This window comes from Arthrobacter sp. P1_B3, from assembly GCF_056406615.1.
In genome coordinates this window covers 145,864-163,461 of the sequence record NZ_JBFTZV010000004.1, presented here as the reverse complement: position 1 = coordinate 163,461, position 17,598 = coordinate 145,864, and the positions used below count along the sequence as shown (strand labels likewise).

12 protein-coding genes and 2 tRNA genes are annotated in these 17,598 nt (G+C 67.1%); 10 read left to right on the top strand and 4 right to left on the bottom strand.

The genetic code is table 11. The features are described from left to right. The first annotated feature begins 7 nt into the window (after positions 1-7). A complete protein-coding gene (locus AC1D2F_RS06360; RefSeq protein ID WP_229994147.1) occupies positions 8-649 on the top strand; it encodes a M48 metallopeptidase family protein in 642 nt (213 codons plus the stop codon). A gap of 7 nt (positions 650-656) precedes the next feature. On the opposite strand, the gene AC1D2F_RS06355 is transcribed toward AC1D2F_RS06360, so the two are convergent. Then, entirely contained in the window at positions 657-2,171 is a 1,515-nt protein-coding gene (locus AC1D2F_RS06355; RefSeq protein ID WP_364745797.1) for a zinc-dependent metalloprotease, read from the bottom strand. Between the two features lie 257 nt (positions 2,172-2,428). Here AC1D2F_RS06355 and AC1D2F_RS06350 point away from each other — a divergent pair, with 257 nt between their 5' ends. The 4 genes from AC1D2F_RS06350 to AC1D2F_RS06335 all read left to right on the top strand — a co-directional run bounded on the left by AC1D2F_RS06350 (position 2,429) and on the right by AC1D2F_RS06335 (position 7,395). Beyond that, positions 2,429-3,577 (top strand): YlbL family protein, encoded by a 1,149-nt coding sequence (locus AC1D2F_RS06350; RefSeq protein ID WP_476966413.1) that lies wholly within the window; start codon positions 2,429-2,431, stop codon positions 3,575-3,577. A 216-nt stretch (positions 3,578-3,793) separates the two neighbouring features. Beyond that, positions 3,794-6,802: a UPF0182 family membrane protein gene (locus AC1D2F_RS06345; protein ID WP_229995990.1), complete on the top strand. Its 3,009-nt coding sequence runs from the start codon at positions 3,794-3,796 to the stop codon at positions 6,800-6,802. Between the two features lie 207 nt (positions 6,803-7,009). After that, a tRNA-Met gene (locus tag AC1D2F_RS06340) sits at positions 7,010-7,083 on the top strand. Between the two features lie 235 nt (positions 7,084-7,318). Beyond that, positions 7,319-7,395 (top strand) — tRNA-Met (locus AC1D2F_RS06335). 119 nt (positions 7,396-7,514) lie between these two features. On the opposite strand, the gene AC1D2F_RS06330 is transcribed toward AC1D2F_RS06335, so the two are convergent. The 3 genes from AC1D2F_RS06330 to AC1D2F_RS06320 form a co-directional block, all read right to left on the bottom strand. After that, positions 7,515-8,939, bottom strand: a complete 1,425-nt coding sequence (locus AC1D2F_RS06330; RefSeq protein WP_476966412.1) for a cryptochrome/photolyase family protein — start codon at positions 8,937-8,939, stop codon at positions 7,515-7,517. 144 nt (positions 8,940-9,083) lie between these two features. Further along, entirely contained in the window at positions 9,084-9,875 is a 792-nt protein-coding gene (locus AC1D2F_RS06325; RefSeq protein WP_229995992.1) for a PspA/IM30 family protein, read from the bottom strand. 139 nt (positions 9,876-10,014) lie between these two features. Beyond that, positions 10,015-12,066: a TPM domain-containing protein gene (locus tag AC1D2F_RS06320; protein WP_476966411.1), complete on the bottom strand. Its 2,052-nt coding sequence runs from the start codon at positions 12,064-12,066 to the stop codon at positions 10,015-10,017. A 296-nt stretch (positions 12,067-12,362) separates the two neighbouring features. Here AC1D2F_RS06320 and AC1D2F_RS06315 point away from each other — a divergent pair, with 296 nt between their 5' ends. The 5 genes from AC1D2F_RS06315 to AC1D2F_RS06295 all read left to right on the top strand — a co-directional run bounded on the left by AC1D2F_RS06315 (position 12,363) and on the right by AC1D2F_RS06295 (position 17,580). Then, the gene (locus tag AC1D2F_RS06315) at positions 12,363-14,120 is read left to right on the top strand and encodes a S1C family serine protease (RefSeq protein ID WP_476966410.1); all 1,758 of its coding nucleotides are present in this window, start codon (positions 12,363-12,365) and stop codon (positions 14,118-14,120) included. A gap of 299 nt (positions 14,121-14,419) precedes the next feature. Then, a complete protein-coding gene (locus AC1D2F_RS06310) occupies positions 14,420-15,220 on the top strand; it encodes an electron transfer flavoprotein subunit beta/FixA family protein (protein WP_229993195.1) in 801 nt (266 codons plus the stop codon). Positions 15,221-15,236: 16 nt separating this feature from the next. Beyond that, positions 15,237-16,190: an electron transfer flavoprotein subunit alpha/FixB family protein gene (locus AC1D2F_RS06305; RefSeq protein WP_476966409.1), complete on the top strand. Its 954-nt coding sequence runs from the start codon at positions 15,237-15,239 to the stop codon at positions 16,188-16,190. Between the two features lie 4 nt (positions 16,191-16,194). Then, on the top strand, positions 16,195-16,974 hold the full coding sequence (locus AC1D2F_RS06300; protein ID WP_476966408.1) for a PIG-L deacetylase family protein: 780 nt from the start codon (positions 16,195-16,197) through the stop codon (positions 16,972-16,974). 75 nt (positions 16,975-17,049) lie between these two features. Continuing rightward, on the top strand, positions 17,050-17,580 hold the full coding sequence (locus AC1D2F_RS06295) for a gluconokinase (RefSeq protein ID WP_229993190.1): 531 nt from the start codon (positions 17,050-17,052) through the stop codon (positions 17,578-17,580). Positions 17,581-17,598 lie beyond the last annotated feature (18 nt).

Below are 17,598 nucleotides of genomic sequence, written 5' to 3'. Positions count from 1 at the left end.
TTCAGTGATGTCCGGTGCCGGGGGTTCCGGCGCGGTTCCGGCGGCCATACCGCTGACCACTGCCGACGGCGCCCCGGTGCTGGTGCGCCGGTCCGCCCGCCGACGACGCACGGTCGCCGCGTTCTGGGAAGACGGCACCGCCGTCGTCGCCATCCCCGCCTCCTTCAGCAGGGCCCAGGAACGGGAATGGGTTCACCGCATGCTTGAAAAACTGCGGCTCCAAGGGGCCCGGGGCGCGCGGGGTTCCGGCCGGCGGCGCCCCCGCAGTGATGCCGAGCTTGCCGCCCACGCCGCCGAGCTGTCGGCGAAGTACCTTGGCGGCAGGGCGGTGCCCTCCTCGGTCCGCTGGGTCACCAATCAGAATTCGCGCTGGGGTTCGGCGACACCGTCCGAAGGAACCATCCGGCTCTCGGCGAAGCTGCAGCCCATGCCGCAATGGGTAATCGACTATGTGCTGCTGCACGAACTCGCTCACCTCCTGGTGGCCGGCCACGATGCCGCATTCTGGCGGCTGCTGGCGGCATACCCGGAGACGGAGCGCGCCAAGGCCTTCCTGGACGGGGTCTCGTTCGCGACCTCGCGCGGCCTGGCGCCCGGCGGATACGACGAAGCCCCGGACGGAATCGAAATCCCGGCCGGGGCCCCTTAGCTTTCGGCTAGGCCTTCGGTTTGCCGCCGTCCTCCGGACGGTCCCCGTCGTTGGCCGGACGGTCGTCGTCGGCCGCCGGTTCCTGGCCGGACCCGGTGGGCTCCGCACCGTCGTCGGACTTAGCGGTGCCCCCGGTGTCGGTGCTCCCGGCGTCCGTGGCCTCGGTGCCCGCGGGTTCGTCAAAGCCTCCGCTGAGCAGCTTCTGCAGGGCGTCATCCACTTCGCTGTCGCTGGCCTCGGCGAGTTTCCGGCGTTCGCTGAAGCCCTGTGGATCTTCCAGGTCCTCTGCCGTGGGCAGCAGGTCGGGGTGCTGCCAAACGGCGTCGCGGCCCTCCACGCCACGCTCGTCCTTGAGCAAAGCCCAGAGCGCGGCGGCCTCGCGGAGCCGGCGCGGCCGCAGTTCGAGGCCCACCAAAGAGGAGAACGCGTGCTCCGCGGGACCGCCTGTGGCCCGGCGCCGCCGGACGGTTTCGCGCAACGCAGCGGCGGAGGGCAGCAGCTTCTCGGTCGCTCCCCAGGAAAGTTCGTCCACCCAGCCCTCCACCAGGGCAAGGGCCGTCTCCAGTTTTTCGAGGGCCTGCTCCTGGGCAGGTGTGCGCTGCGGCATGAAGACACCTTGCGAGAGCGCCTCCTGGATGCCCTCGGGGTTGCTGGGATCGATCTCCCGTGCGAGTTCTTCGATCTTGGACGTGTCGATGTGGATACCGCGGGCGTAGGCCTCGATCGCGCCGAGCAGATGCCCGCGCAGCCAGGGGACCTGGACGAAGAGGCGGGCGTGGGCCGCCTCGCGCACGGCGAGGAACAGGCGGATGTCGTTCTCCGGCAGGCTGAGGCCCTCACCGAACTTCGCCACGTTGGCCGGCAGGAGTGCCATTTCGAGGTCTGCCAGGGGCACACCGATGTCCGTCGAGCTGACCACCTCGGCCGAGAGTGCGCCGATCGCCTGGCCAAGCTGCATGCCGAAGATCGCCCCGCCCATGTTCTGGATCATCGAGGAGGCGCCGCCCATCATGGACTTCATTTCCTCGGGCATCTGCTCGGTCATGGCGGCGGAGAGCGCATTGGCAATGCTGTTGGCGACGGGCTCGGTCAGCCGCTTCCACGTGCCGAGGGTTTCCTCGACCCACTCGGCACGGGACCACGCCCGGCCGATCAGCCCCGTGGCCGGAAGCCCGGTGACCTGGTCGAGCCAGAGTTCGGCCAGCCGGAGGGCCTCATCGACCTCCCGCGACTGCTGGGCGGTGACCGAGGGATCGGATCCGCTCGCCGCAACCCGCCGGGCGTTCTCATGCGCCAGTTGCCAGTTCACGGGCCCCTCCGAGGGGGCGCTCATCATCGCCTGCACTTGGGAGAACATCTGGGCAAGGAGGTTTGGATCGTCCGGGAGGCCGGCGGCCTTGGCGAGTTCGGCGGGGTCGATATTGCCCATGCCCGCCCCGCCCATCAGGTTCTTGAGCATTTCGGCCAAGGGATCCTTGGGTTCCTCGTCGCCATTGGACGGATTGAGTGGGTTGGAGGTCATGATCCCGCCGATCGTCGGTGTGGCTGCTTCTCAACTTCACGGTACCCCTCGGCAAGAGCGGCTGTCTGCCGAAACCGCGCCACGTTCGCTGTAGGCAAAGAGCGGTCCGGGGTGCCAAGCGCGTAGGCTTGGAAGTTGGAATATTTGCACGCGGCAGCCTCGGGTTTGGCTGCGGCCCTGGTGCGTGGTCGCGGTGTCCTTTCAGGCTTGTCCTGCCGGGGCCGCCGGCCCTCGTGCCGGCACGGAGAGGTCGTTCAATGACAGTCACCCAAGGTGAGCAGCCCGCCAGCGACCCAGCGGCCGGCCCTGTCCGGGGCAGGAGGGCGCGGCTGGCCGGCATGGGCGTGCGGCGCAAGCGCAACAACCGGTCATCAGCCATGCTGGTCTCGGGGCTGCTGGCCGTTGCCCTGGGCATCACTGCGGTGAGCCTGCCGGTGCCCTACGTGATCGAGTCTCCCGGACCCACCTTCAACACAATCGGCCAGGACAACGGCAAACCGGTCATCAGCGTCAGCGGCCATGAGACGTTTCCCGCCAAAGGCAGCCTGGACCTCACCACGGTCTATGTCGACGGCGGTCCCAACGGTCCCGTCAGCGTCCTCGAGGCGTTTTCGGCATGGCTCAACGGGACCAAGGCCGTCTACCCGCAGGAGCTGCTGTTCCYGACCGGCGTCACCAAGGAGCAGTCCCAGCAGGAGAGCGCGACGGCKATGACCACCTCCCAGGAGAACGCCGTCGCCTCGGCACTGAAGGAACTGAATATTCCGTTCGGGCAGAAACTGCAGGTGGCCGGCCTCCCGGACGACTCCGCCTCGACGGGGCTGCTGCAGGCAGGGGACGTCCTGGTCTCCATCAATGACAAGCCCATCACGGCCCTCGGCGTCGTCCAGGCGGAACTGGCCGCCGGCAACGGCAAGCCCGTCAAGGTCATTGTGGAACGCGCCGGCGGCCGGGTGCCTGTCACCATCACTCCGGCCAAAAACAGCGCGGGCCGCTTCATCCTCGGCGTCTTGCTGCAGTACAAGTTCACCTTCCCGTTCAACGTCACCATCTCCCTCGACAAAGTCGGCGGCCCCAGCGCGGGCATGATGTTCGCGCTTGGCATCATTGACACCGTCACCCCGGGCGACCTGACCGGCGGCAAGCACGTCGCGGGAACCGGAACCATCACCCCGGACGGTGCCGTGGGACCCATCGGCGGGATCGCCCAGAAAATGCAGGGGGCGCGGTCCGGCGGGGCCACGTTGTTCCTGGCCCCGGCAGCCAACTGCGACGACGTCCTGGGCCACATCCCCGACGGCCTGCAGGTGGTCCGGGTGGAGAACCTCACCGAGGCCCGCAAAGCGGTTGAACTGGCCGCGTCAGGCGGCGACACATCGGGCCTTCCGGTCTGTTCCAGCAACTAGACTGACCGCGGAACTAAGCGCCCTCCCCACTCGTGGCACTAATGACGGCCGCCGCCGTCCCGCGGGGACCCTGCTGCAGGGCCCTGACGGAACGGCAGCGGCGGCCGTTAGAATGCATCAAACCCTGCAATACCGGCACTTAGCCGCCCGACTGAGTCACAGCAGCGACTAATAACTAAAAACCAGCAGTAGACGACCAGCTATGAGGTACCGAGTTTGTCCCGTCCCGCCAGCCCTGCCCCGCCCGGAAGACCCCAGACACGACGCGGCGCCCTGACGCCGACGCTCATCATCGTGGCCCTGATCGTGGTCGGATTCATCTTCTTTGCCAATGTCTGGACGGATGTCCTCTGGTACCAGCAGCTGGGCTTCTTCGAAGTGTTCATGACCGAGAACCTGGCCAGGATCGGGATCTTCATGACAGGTTTCGCCGTCATGTTTACCGCCGTCTTCTTCGCCATCCGGATTGCCTACCATGCGCGGCCGGTGTACGCTCCCGACTCGGAAATCCGGGACAACCTGAACCGCTACCAGGCCCAGCTCGAACCCGTGCGGCGCGTCGTGATGGTGGGCATTCCTATCCTCTTTGGCCTGTTCGCCGGCAGCGCCGCCGCCAGCCAGTGGCAGAAAGTGCTCCTGTTCTTCAACCAGGAGGCCTTCGGCCAGAACGATCCGCAGTTCGGCCTGGACATCAGCTTCTACCTCATGACCCTTCCGTTCCTTGGCTTCGTCACGGGGTTCCTCATCAGCGTCACGGTGGTCGCAGGCCTTGCCGGCATCCTCACGCACTACCTTTACGGCAGCATCCGGATCATGGAACGCGGAATCTTCACCAGCCGCGCCGCCCAGATCCACCTGGCTGTCACGGGCGCTGCCTTCCTGGTGCTGATGGGCGTCAACTTTTGGCTGGACCGCTATTCCACCGTGCAGAACAACGGCGGGCGCTGGGCCGGTGCGCTGTACACGGATGTGAACGCCGTCATTCCGACCAAGGCCATCCTGGCCGTGGCCGCGGCGATCGTCGCCGTGCTGTTCATCGTCGCCGCGGTGATCGGCAAGTGGCGTCTGCCGGTGATCGGCACCGCCATGCTCATCATCACGGCCATCCTCGCCGGCGGCGTCTACCCGTGGGTCATCCAGCAGTTCCAGGTCCGGCCCTCGGAGCAGACGCTGGAGAACGAATTCATCAAGCGGAACATCGCAATGACCCGCGCCGCCTACGGCCTGGACAAGGTTCAGGAGAAGCGGTACAACGCCACCACCGCAGCCACCTCCGGTGCGCTGGCTCCCGATGCGCAGACCACCGCCAACATCCGTCTGCTCGATCCGAACCTGATCTCGGATGCGTTCTCGCAGCTTGAACAGTACCGGCCTTATTACCAGTTCCCCAGCGCCCTGAATGTGGACCGCTACGAGATCGACGGCAAGATCCAGGACACGGTCATCGCCGTCCGTGAACTCAACCCGGACGGGCTGGCGACGAACCAGCAGTCCTGGCTGAACCGGCACGTGGTCTACACGCACGGCTATGGCGTCGTCGCGGCCAAGGGCAACAAGTTCACCGTGGACGGCAAACCGGACTTCCTGCAGTCGGGTATCCCGTCCAACGGCGCGCTCGGCAACGACTCGACCTATCAGCCCCGCGTCTACTTCGGCCAGGACTCGCCCGACTACTCGATCGTGGGTGCCCCGGCCGGTGCCGCGCACCGCGAGCAGGACCGGCCGGCGGCCAAGGAAGGCGACGGCGAAACGCAGTACACCTTCACGGGCAACGGCGGCCCGAACGTCGGCAGCTTCTTCAACAAGATCCTCTACGCGATCAAGTTCCAGTCCTCGGACCTGCTGCTTTCCGACGGCGTGAACGCCGAGTCCCAGATCCTCTACGACCGCAACCCGCGGGACCGCGTCGAAAAGGTGGCGCCCTACCTGACCGTGGACGGCAATCCGTATCCCGCCGTCGTCGACGGCAGGGTGAAGTGGATCGTGGACGGGTACACCACGAGCCCGTACTTCCCGTACTCCCAGCAGGAGCAGCTCTCCGCGGCGACGGCCGACTCGCAGACCGCCGCGAATCGGACGGTAGCCCTGCCGAACAGTTCGGTGAACTACATCCGCAACTCGGTCAAGGCCACCGTGGACGCCTATGACGGCTCTGTGACGCTGTATGCCTGGGATGACCAGGACCCGGTACTGAAGTCCTGGCAGAAGGTCTTCCCCACGTCGGTGAAGCCCTATTCCGAGATGTCCGGTGCGCTCATGAGCCATGTGCGGTACCCGGAGGACCTGTTCAAGGTGCAGCGCGAACTTCTTGGCCGCTACCACGTGACCAACCCGGACAGCTTCTACACCAACATTGACGCCTGGTCCGTACCCAACGACCCCACCGTCAAGGACGAGGTCAAGCAGCCGCCGTACTACATGTCGCTGAAGATGCCCGACCAGGACAAGCCGGCGTTCCAGCTGACCTCGTCGTTCATCCCGCAGGTAGTCAACGGCAACGCCCGCAACGTGCTCTACGGCTTCCTGGCCGCAGACTCCGATGCCGGCAACCAGAAGGGCGTCAAGGCGGACAGCTACGGGCAGCTCAGGCTCCTGCAGATCCCGCCGGAGACCCAGGTCCCGGGCCCCGGCCAGGCACAGAACAAGTTCAACTCCGACCCCACCGTTTCGCAGGCACTGAACCTGCTGCGTCAGGGTGCGTCAGCGGTGCTCAACGGCAACCTGCTGACCTTGCCGGTCGGCGGCGGCATGGCGTATGTCCAGCCCGTGTATCTGCGGTCTACCGGTGAAACCTCCTACCCGACGCTGCAGCGCGTCCTGGTGGCGTTCGGCGACAAGATCGGGTTCGCGCCCACGCTGGACGAGGCACTGAACCAGCTGTTCGGCGGAAATTCGGGGGCCGCGGCAGGGGACTCGGCGAACAAGGGTCAAACGCCGGCCACGCCCACCACCCCTGGGGGTACACCGGCAGCGCCTGGCACCACCGACGCGAAGGCAGACCTGAAGGCCGCCCTGGACGAGGCCAACGCCGCGATCAAGGCCGGCCAGGACGCCCTCGCAAAGGGCGACTTCGCGACCTATGGTGACCAGCAGAAGAAGCTGGCCGCCGCCTTGCAGAAGGCGCTCGAGGCCGAAGCGAAGCTGGAAACCCCGGCCGCCCCGGCGGGCACCGCCTCGCCGTCGGCCACACCGTCGGCCACTCCGTCAGCGACGGCGGGCAGCTAACGCAGCGCTAGCGACCAACGGCAGGCCGGGTTTGCCCTCTCCGGAGAGGCGAACCCGGCCTGTGGTGTAGACGGGCCGGCCGCGGTCTGCGCGGCTTTGGCCGCGGGGCCCCGGGGCCCGGGCGGAAGCTCCGGCGGGCGGCGAGATACACATCACGCCACCTCGATTTGGCCTCAAGTTCACCGGCAGGTAGAGTTGATCTTGCGACGCGGGGTGGAGCAGTTCGGTAGCTCGCTGGGCTCATAACCCAGAGGTCACAGGTTCAAATCCTGTCCCCGCAACTGGAGAAAAGGTCCGGAACATTGGAAACAGTGTTCCGGACCTTTTGCTTTAAGCGTTCCGGACCTTTTGCTTTAAGCACTGACTAGGCACCGCGACCGCGACCCGGAACCCGCGCGACGGGACCCGACACAACCGGCGACCGGAGGCGAGCCGGACATCCCTGGACCGGGACTGGGGCAGGTTTGGGGCCGTGGTCAGGACGGCCCGGAAACTAGGGTAGAGTTGATCAAGCGACGCGGGGTGGAGCAGTTCGGTAGCTCGCTGGGCTCATAACCCAGAGGTCACAGGTTCAAATCCTGTCCCCGCAACCAGGAAACACCAGCAGTACACAGAAAGGCCCGGATCTGATGATCCGGGCCTTTCTGTTTCCTCTGCGGGCGGCTACCTCTGGGGCGCCGCCCGGGCCCTCTTACGGGCGCTCAGCCGGCCGTCAGCCGTCCTGGAGCCGCTGATAGGTCGCCAGTGCGCGCGCCCGGGACTCGGCAAGGTCCACGATGGGTGCGGGGTAGCCGGGGGCGGCGCCGTTAGCTTTCCAGGGCTCGTGGACGGCTTTGTCGTCCAGCGCGGCGAGCTCGGGAATGTACCCGCGCAGATATCGCCCGGCGGCGTCGAACTTCTTGCTCTGCGTAACCGGGTTGAAGATCCGGAAATACGGCGAGGCGTCGGCCCCCGAGCCCGCGACCCACTGCCAGTTGGCCGGGTTGCTCGCGGCATCGGCATCCACCAGCGTGTCCCAGAACCAGGCCTCGCCCAGCCGCCAGTCGGCCAGCAGGTTCTTGACCAGGAAGGACGCGGCCGCCATCCGCACGCGGTTGTGCATCCAGCCCGTCTGCCAGAGCTGGCGCATGCCCGCGTCCACCATCGGGTAGCCGGTGCGGCCCTGCTGCCAGGCTTCCAGCTCGGCTCCGGCCGCCGGCTGCCACTCGAAGCGGTCGAACTCCGGCCGGTAATTCCGCGTCGCCAGGTCCGGATTCTCATAGAGCAGCTGCCAACAGAATTCCCGCCAGCCAAGTTCGGAACGGAAGATCCCGACGTCGGCCGGCGCTCCCGGCGCAAAGCTGTCCCGCAGTGTGTGCCAGATCCGGAAGGGGCTGATTTCGCCAAAACGCAGATGCGGAGAGAGCCGGCTGGTACCTTCGACGCCGGGGACGTCGCGGCCGGTGCCATATTCAGCCGCCGGCCCGTCCACGAAATCCGTGAGGCGGCTGTAGGCGCCAGCTTCTCCGGGGGTCCAGGTGGCAGCCAGCCCGGAGCTCCAATCGGGATCACGGGGGAGCAGGCCCCATACGTCGAGTGTTTCGCTTGCCGGCAGGCCGCCGCTGCGGGTGCGTGCCGGGGCCGGCAGCTGGTCCGGGGCCTCCAGAGGGTGCCGGGGCTCGGTGCCGGCCAGGCAGGCCTTCCAGAAGGGCGTGRAGACCTTGTAGGGGCCCCCGCTGCCGGTCCGCACGGTCCACGGCTCGAACATGAGGTTTGCCTGGAAGCTCGTGGCGTTCATGCCCGCGTCAGTGGCCCAGCTCTTCAGGCCGGCGTCGACGGCGCGTTCTGGCCCGCCGTAGCGGCGGTTCCACAGCAGGGTGTCGGCTGACGTCTCCACCGCGAGGTCCTGGATGATCCGGGCGGCCGGGCCGCGGCGGAGCACCAGCCGCGAGCCGGTGGCCTCCAGCGCGGCGGCGAGCCCGGCCAGGGAGTGGTGGAGCCACCACTTCACTGCTCCGCCCAGGGGCCGGACGCCGGGCGACTCCTCGTCCAGGATATAGACGACGGTCAGGGGTGTGCGCAGGGCGGCGGCTTCCGCCAGTGCCGGATTGTCATCCAGCCGGAGGTCGTCACGGAGCCAGACAAGGGTCGCAGACATGGATCCACGGTACACGCGCGGCCGCCGTCACGGCCGGCGGTGCGGTGCAAAAGGGCACAACAAAGGGCCGGGCTCCGGCGGGCGACCCTGAGGTGGCAGGCTCACCCGCCGTAGTCCGGCCCTGGGTCAGGAACGGCCGGCCGGTCAGAGCTTGTCGAAGTCGGCCTCGTCGACCGTGGAACCGGACTCGGTGCTCCGGTCCCCGGTGCCGATGGCGGCGGGGGAGCCGCCGGACTTCAGCGCTGCCAGCCGGGCTTCGATCTCGGTCTGCTCGCCCAGGTCTTCCAGCGAGTTGAACTGGGCGTCCAGGCTCGACTCGGCGAGTTCCTGCTGGCCGCGGACCTTGGCTTCCTCGCGGCGGATCTTCTGTTCGAAGCGGCCCACCTCGGAAGTGGGGTCCATGATGTTGATGCTCTTGAGGGCGTCGTGGACCTGGCTCTGGGCCGCTACGGTCTTGGACCGGGCCACCAGCTCATTGCGCTTGCTGGTCAGCTCGTTGAGCTTGCCCTTCATCTGGTCAAGCCCGTGCTTGAGCTTGTCCACCACCTCGGTCTGGGATGCGATGCTCGGCTCTGCGGCCCGGGCCTCGTTCTCAGAGCCCATCTGGCGCTGCAGTGCAATCTTGGCCAGGTTGTCGAACTTCTCCGCGTCTCCGACGTCGCCCTTGGCGCGGTATTCGTCGGCTTTGCGTGAGGCGGCGAGGGCCTTTTTGCCCCAGTCCTGGGCGTTGCGGACGTCCTCGTTGTAGTCGTCCTGGAGCATGCGCAGGTTGCCGATGGTCTGGGCCACGGCGGACTCGGCCTCCGCGATGTTGTTCGTGTAGTCGCGGACCATCTGGTCCAGCATTTTCTGCGGATCCTCGGCCTGGTCCAGCAACGAGTTGATGTTTGCCTTCGCCAGCTGCGCCATGCGGCCGAAAATGGACTGCTTAACCATGGTGTTACCTTTCGTCCTGCTCCGTTGTCTCACTGATTCCAGTGATCGATGGTGTATCGCATCTATTCGCTGTCCGGTCCGGCCGGCGCGTGGTCTGTACTCTTCCCGTCAGTGTTTCCCGTCCGGGGGCGGCCACAGCCTAGAAACTGCCGGAGTCGCCGCCGCCGAAGTCTCCGCCGCCGCCAAAGTCGCCGCCGCCACCCCAGCCGCCGCCGGAATCGTCGCCGCCCCAGCTGCCTCCGCCGCCGCCCCAGCCTCCGCCGCCTCCGCCGTGGAGGATCGAGTTGATGAGGATTCCACCGAGGATCGCGCCGCCGAGGCCGCCTCCGCCGCTGCCGCCGAACATCCCGCCACGGCCGTAGCCCTGGTTGGCGTAGCCGCCGAATTGGTCAACATCGGACTGGGCCAGCTGGGCGGCCTGCGCCGCCAGGGCGTGGGCCTGCTGCGCGTACTGCAGCGCAGTGACCGGGTCGGTGCGGGAGATCGAGAGCGCATAGTCCAGGTTCCGCTGTGCTTCGGCCAGGCGTGTGCGGGCATCGGTGCCCACGCCTCCGCGGCGGGCAGTGATGTAGTCCGACGTCGCGCTGATCTGGGCCTGGGCCGACATGATGCTCTGATGTAGCGAGGCCTGGGCGCGGCGGGCCTGTTCCTGCTGGTCGCGGATTCCGCCCAGGGACTGGTCCAGTGTCTGGTGCGCCGTTTCGACCCGCTCCAGGGTGGCGATGGGATCGATTTTTCCGCCCTGGATTTCCGCTTTGACCTGCGCCAGCGCCGCTTCGACGGCGGCCACCGGACCGGACAGCTCCGGATGGGCGCCGGACTGGAGCATCGCCTTGGCCTGCGCCAGGTCCTGGGCGGTGTCGACGACGGCGGATTCCAGGCCACTACGGGCCTCATCCAGGCTGCCGGCCACCTTGGTGATGGCCCCGATCAGCACGTTCGTCTGGTGCAGGCTTTCCTCGGCTGCCCGCACGGCCACCGCGGCAAGGCTGTTCTCGCCCGCGGCGAGCTTTTCCTGCGCCGCGGTTGAGGCGTTCTGCACGAATTCGAGGCGTTCCTTGGCCTGGTTGATGTTGTCCGCCACCTGGACCAGGGCGCTTTCGGCGTACTTGGCGCGCAGATCCGTCAGCGATTTTTCGGCGCTGGCAATCTTGGCCTCGGCTTCCGCGGCGCCGGCACCGACGGCGGCGAGGGCCTGCGGGGCGTTCTTCTCGAGCTCCCGGAGGGAATCGAAGTCCGCCTTCTGTTCCTGCAGCGAGGCCAGCGCGGCCTCGGCGCGGCGGATGATTTCGCCGAGCCAGCTCCGTTGCTGCTCCTCGGTGTCGGGAATGTGGTCGTCGAGCTGCTGCTGCAGCTTGAACGACTCCGTCATGTGGCCCTTGGCCTCCTGCAGCGCCTTCGTGAAATTACCCACCGCGGAATCGCCATACTGGGCCTGGGCGAATCCCAGTTCCTGCTCGCTGGACTTGATGGCGTCATCGGCCTCGATCAGCAGCGAATCGCTCTTACGGCGCAGTTCGGTCACGCTGAGACCCGCCAGCGGATCCGCCTGCGCACCTTGTGACCCCTTGGACGCTCCCGCACCCTGGCTGGCCTTCTTCCGGCGGTTGCGGAAGTACAGATAGGCTCCGCCTCCTGCCACGGCCACGACGCCGACCCCCACCAGTACGGCACTGCCCGCCCCGGCGTCGGACGGCACCGAGCCGCTGCCGCCGGACGCCGCGTCGCCCACCGCGGCAGCGGTGTCAATGGCCGCCTGCGCGAAGTCGCGCTTCCCGCCGGCCAGGTTCGGAACTATGGCGTTCTGGGTGATGTTCGACGTCTTGGAGTAGATCGCGCTGGCCGAGTTGGGGGAGAAGTAGTACTTCCCGTCGTCAGACATGGTGAGGATGACGTCGGCCTTGCCCATGCCCTTGTTCGTCGCGACAGCCTGGGCCCACGCCTTGGGGTCGGCCGGATTCTCAAACGTCTTTGCCGTGATGACATACAGGTTGTACTTGTGGTCCTTCAGGAGCTTCTGGATGGCGTCCTGAACTTCGGCCTTGCGGCCGCCGAGCACGCTCGCACTGTCCACGATGTTCTGCCCGGACGGAATGGTCACCGGATCTTCGGCCAGGGCTGGAGCGGCGGGGAGCGCCAGCAATCCAGCCACGCCAAGGACGGCGAGAAAACGATTCAACTTAGACCGCATGTGCAACCCTTCAGCACTTCTGGGACCGGTTCGGTCGAACCAGCCGTCACAGAATGCAGCAGCGCCCCCACGCAGATGTAAAGCCGCAGGTCGCTGTGGCATTTCCATTTGATTCTATGGTGCACCCAAATGGCAGTCCACCTAGGGGAATATGCCACCAGCGAAACGCGCTTAAACTGGGAAGCACGGGCCCGAAGGCAGCAATCCATCCGTTCAGGAACCTCCCAGTAAATGTCCGCTCTAGTGTCAGCCTGAGCGTCCATAGTTATAGGCAGACGAGGATGAAAGGAAGTCTCATGACTGAGAACCCAGTGCCGGGTGCGACACCGGAGCCGACACAACAGAACCAGGAACCGGGAGGACCCCAGGAGGGCTCGCCGGATCAGTCGCATGCCGGCCGCACGCCTGAGGCGGCGCCCGGAAGCCCGGCGCCCGGAAGCCCGGTGTCCGGAAGCCCGGCGCCCGGAAGCCCGACGCCCGAGAACCCGACCCTCCGCCTGGACCGCGCCGAGGACGGCGCGCCGCGGCCGGTCTACCAGCAGCAGCCCTCCGAGGCACAGCGCTCCGCCGCGGACACCCAGCAGTTCGGCGCCCCGGCCCAGCAAACCGGCCAGTACGGCGGGTTCTCCCAGGCCGGCCAGGGTCAGGGCCAGCCCACCCCGCCCACCCACCCGCCCTACGGCCAGTCCCAGTCAGCCCAGTCCCCTTATGGCCAGGCCCCGTACGGCCAGTCCTCGTATGGCCAGTCCCAGTACGGTGCCCACTCCGGCGGCCAGCCGGCGTCGGGTCCGTCCTATGCTTCCGTCCCGGGCTTTGCGAACGACCCCGCGCACGCCCCGAAGCGCAAGGCGGCGTTCGGCGTCCCGACCCTTGTGGCCAGCATCGTGGCGGCCGGCCTGATCGGCGGCGGCGTGGTGGCCGGCAGTAACGCGCTGCTGTTGGACCGTTCCTCCACGGCGGCCTCGAGCAACACAACCCAGGCCGGTCCGGTGATCGTCAACAACAGGGAAGACGTCAACGCCATCACCGCCGCCGCACTCAAGGCGTCCCCCAGCGTGGTGACCATCAAGGCAACCAGCGGAAGTGACGGCGGTACCGGCAGCGGGATCATCCTGGACACCCAGGGCCACGTGCTGACCAACACCCACGTGGTCACCCTCGACGGCAAGGCTGCGAACGCCACGATGGAGGTCCGGACGAGCGACGGCAAGGTCTTCTCCGCGAAGATCGTCGGTACCGACCCGCTCTCAGACCTCGCCGTGATCAAGATCGACAACCCCTCGGGGCTGGTCCCGGCAACCCTCGGTGACTCGGGCAAACTTAACGTCGGCGACACCGCCGTCGCCATCGGTTCGCCGCTGGGACTCACCGGCACAGTCACGGACGGCATCGTCTCGACCCTGAACCGGACCATCAGCGTGGCATCCTCGGCTGCGCCGAAGGACGGTGCGGATAACTCCCAGGGCGGGGACCAGGGCTTCCAGTTCGCGCCTCCGGGCGGCGGCGAGACCCCGAGCACCGCGGATCAGGGATCCATCTCGATCAACGTCATCCAGACGGACGCGGCCATCAACCCGGGCAACTCCGGCGGCGCGCTGGTGAACACCAAGGGCGAAGTCATCGGCGTGAACGTCGCGATCGCCTCCGCCGGCGGCGACTCGGCCAGCGGCAGCAGCAGCGGCAACATCGGCGTGGGCTTCAGCATCCCCATCAACCACGCCAAGCGCGTGGCCCAGGAGATCATCAGCGGCGGCAAAGCCACACACGCGCAGTTCGGCGTCAGCGTGAAGCCCAAGGCCGCAGGCTCGTCCTCCTCCGGATTCTCGGTGGGCGCGGAGGTCGCGACCGTCGAGTCCGGCTCGGCCGCTGACAAGGCCGGCGTCAAGGTCGGCGACGTCGTGACGAAGTTCCAGAACCTGACCATCAGCGATCCCAACCAGCTGACCGCCGCAGTGCGGGAACAGCCCGCCGGGGCCACGGTCAAGGTGACGGTCCTGCGCGGCGGCCAGCTGAAGGACTTCGACGTGACCCTCGGGACTGCAGCCGAGCAGTAGAAGCAGAGCAGTAGAAGCAGAGCAGCAGCAGGAAGGGCTGGGCGCACCAAACGGTGCGGCCCGGCCTTTTCCGTGCCCGGCCTTTTCGGTGCCCGGCCTCCGCTCACGGGGTGGCCCCTGTTGACGAGGACCCCCGGACGCGGCGGGGCGCTGACACAGACGTTAACCGTGGCCGCGCTGCCCGGCAGCTATATGGTTAGCTAGGAACAGCCCGGCTGCCGGGCGTTCCGTGGCCATGTCCCCGCAGGGGCGGCTATCCACCCGCATGGAAGGCTGCTGTAAACACAGTGGAAGAAACTCTGAAAATCATTGTGCTGGTCAAGCACGTGCCGGATGCGCAGTTCGACCGCCACCTCACCGGTGCGGCCAACACGGTGGACCGCTCCGAGAGCATCCTGTCCGAACTGGACGAATACGCCCTGGAGGCGGCGCTGCAGCTGAGCGAGGCCCGCGGCGGCGAAGCGGCCGGCAACAAGGTCATCGCCCTGAGCATGGGGCCGGCCGGGGCCGTCAACGCGGTGAAGAAATCCCTCCAGATCGGCGCCTCTGAAGGCGTGCACCTCAGCGACGAGGCCCTTGCCGGTTCCGACGCCGCGGCCACGTCGCTGGCCCTGGCCGCCGCGATCCGCCACCTGGGCGCGGACGCCCCCGCAGACCTCATCCTCACCGGCATGGCCTCCACGGACGGCGAAACCTCGCTGGTGCCGGCACAGCTCGCTGAGCGGCTGGGGCTCCCGCAGGTAACTTTCGCCGCGTCCCTGGAGCTCGACGCCGGCAAGCTCACCGCCCGGCGCGACGGCGACACCCACGCGGACACCATCGAGGCCGACCTGCCGGCCGTCGTTTCGGTCACCGACCAGATCAATGATCCCCGCTACCCGAACTTCAAGGGCATCATGGCGGCGAAGAAGAAAACCATCACCACGTTGAGCCTGGCCGACATCGGCGTCGACGCGGCCCAGGTGGGCAAGTCCGGTTCCTGGACCGCCGTCGAGACCGCAGAGGTCCGTCCGCCGCGCACGGCCGGCACCATCATCACCGACGAAGGCGACGCCGGCATCCAGCTGGTCGAGTTCCTGGCCGCCCAGAAGCTGCTCTAAAGGGGATTATCCGAACATGGCAAAAGTACTCGTTTTCATCGACAACCCCGGCCGGGCGCTGAAGAAGTCGAGCCTGGAACTGCTCACGATCGCCCGCTCCCTCGGCGAACCGGCCGTCGCCTTCAATGGCGAACTGCACGATGATGCCGCTGCGGCCCTTGCTGAGTACGGCGTCCAGGCACTCTACCGCCCGTCCGCGGCCGACCTCGACGACTATCTTGTGGGCCCCAAGGCCTCCTACCTCGCCGCCGCGGTCCAGGCTTCCGGTGCCACCGTGGTCCTGACCGAAAACTCGGCCGAGGGCAAAGAAATCGCCGCCCGGCTCAGCATCAAGCTCGGCGCCGGTGTGATCACCGACGTCGTGGCCGTGGACCCCGACGGAACGGCCCACAAGTCCGTGCTGGCTGGTTCGTACATCACAACGGCCAAGGCCACGACGCCCGTGGCCGTTCTCACTGTCAAAGCCAACAGCATCACTCCCGAGCCTGCCGTCTCCGGTACGGCACCGGAGACTGTCACGATTGAGGTCCCGGAGACGGCCACCGCCGCCTCCGCACGCATCACCGCACGCAACGAAAAGCCCGCCAGCGGTCGCCCCGACCTGACCGAGGCGCGGATCGTCGTGGCCGGCGGCCGTGGCGTGGACGGCAACTTTGGTCCGCTGGAAGAACTCGCCGACGCCCTGGGCGCGGCCATCGGCGCCTCGCGGGCCGCCACGGACGCGGGCTGGATCGGGCATGACGCGCAGGTCGGCCAGACCGGCAAGACCGTCTCGCCGCAGCTCTACATCTCCGCGGGCATTTCCGGAGCCATCCAGCAGAAGGCCGGCATGCAGACCGCCAAGGTGATCGTGGCCGTGAACAAGGACGCCGAATCGCCGGTTTTCGAGATCGCGGACTTCGGCGTTGTGGGCGACCTCTTCCAGGTTCTGCCGCAGGCAACCGCGGAAATCAAGAAGCGCAAAGGCTGACAGCGTGAGCACCAACGCCGTTCCGGCGCAAAGCCCGTTCGACCCGGAGACCTCCCGGATCGAGCGGGTGCTTTGTTTCACCGCCCACCCCGACGACATCGATTTCGGCGCCGCCGGCACAGTGGCCGCATGGACCGCCGCAGGAGTCCAGGTGAGCTACTGCATCATGACCGACGGCGACGCCGGCGGCTTTGATCCCGCGCAGCGCGAAGAAATCGTGCGGCTGCGCGTTGCGGAGCAGCAGCGCGCCGCCGCGCTGGTCGGCGTCACGGACATCCACTACCTGCACCAGCGTGACGGCTACCTCGAACCCTCGCATGAGGTGACGCGCGAGGTGGTGCGCCTGATCCGGCAGCTCCGGCCCGACGTCGTGGTGTCCATGCATCCGGAACGGAACTGGAACAGGATCCAGAAGAGCCACCCGGATCACCTGGCCGTGGGGGAGGCCGTGACCCGTGCCGTGTATCCCGCGCTGGAAAACCCGTTCGCGTACCCGGAACTGGCCGAGTCCGGTCTGGAGGCCTACAAATTGCCCTGGTTGTGGCTCTTCGCCGGGCCGGAAGAGCGCGAGAACCACTTCGTGGACGTCACCGGGCACGTGGACAGCAAGCTTGCCGCCATCCACATCCACGTCAGCCAGCATCCCGACGTCGACGCCATGGAGCGCACGGTCCGCGGCCTCATGCTCGGCACCGGGGCCCGCGCCGGACTTCCCGCCGGACGCAGTGCCGAGGCCTTCCATGTCGTAACAGTCAACGGCCAGGGGACCATCGCCGGCTTCTAGTGTTGCCGCAGCACAACCTCTGCCATAAGCTGGCCTCTGTTTAAATCATATTTAATTGATGGAAGGCAGACTTTGATGGCGAAGACTGCGCAACACCCCGTTCTTGTGATCATGGGCGTCTCCGGATCCGGCAAATCAACTGTCGCGGGACTCCTGGCCGGCAGGCTGGGCTGGGACCTTGCCGAGGGCGACGACCTCCACCCCGAATCAAACGTGGCAAAGATGCACGCAGGACAGCCGCTGACCGACGAGGACCGGTGGCCCTGGCTCGAAAGCATTGCCGACTGGATCCGGTCCCGCACCGAAGCCGGGAATCCCGGCGTCGTAACCTGTTCGGCGCTGAAGAAGCGCTACCGGGACATTCTGCGCGGCGAAGGGGTGGTCTTCGTGTTCCTCGAGGGATCACGGGACAAGATCTCCGACCGGCTGGCCTCCCGTCACGGGCACTTCATGCCCCCGGCCCTGCTGGAGTCCCAGTTCGACGCGCTCGAAGCGCCCACAGCGGACGAAAACTTCATTTCCCTGTCCGTCTCCGCAACGCCGGCGGAAGAAGCGCAGGAAATCATCACCCGACTTAATCTCGACGCTGCCGACGCCAGGCCCTGAGCCTTCCCGCGTTCCGCC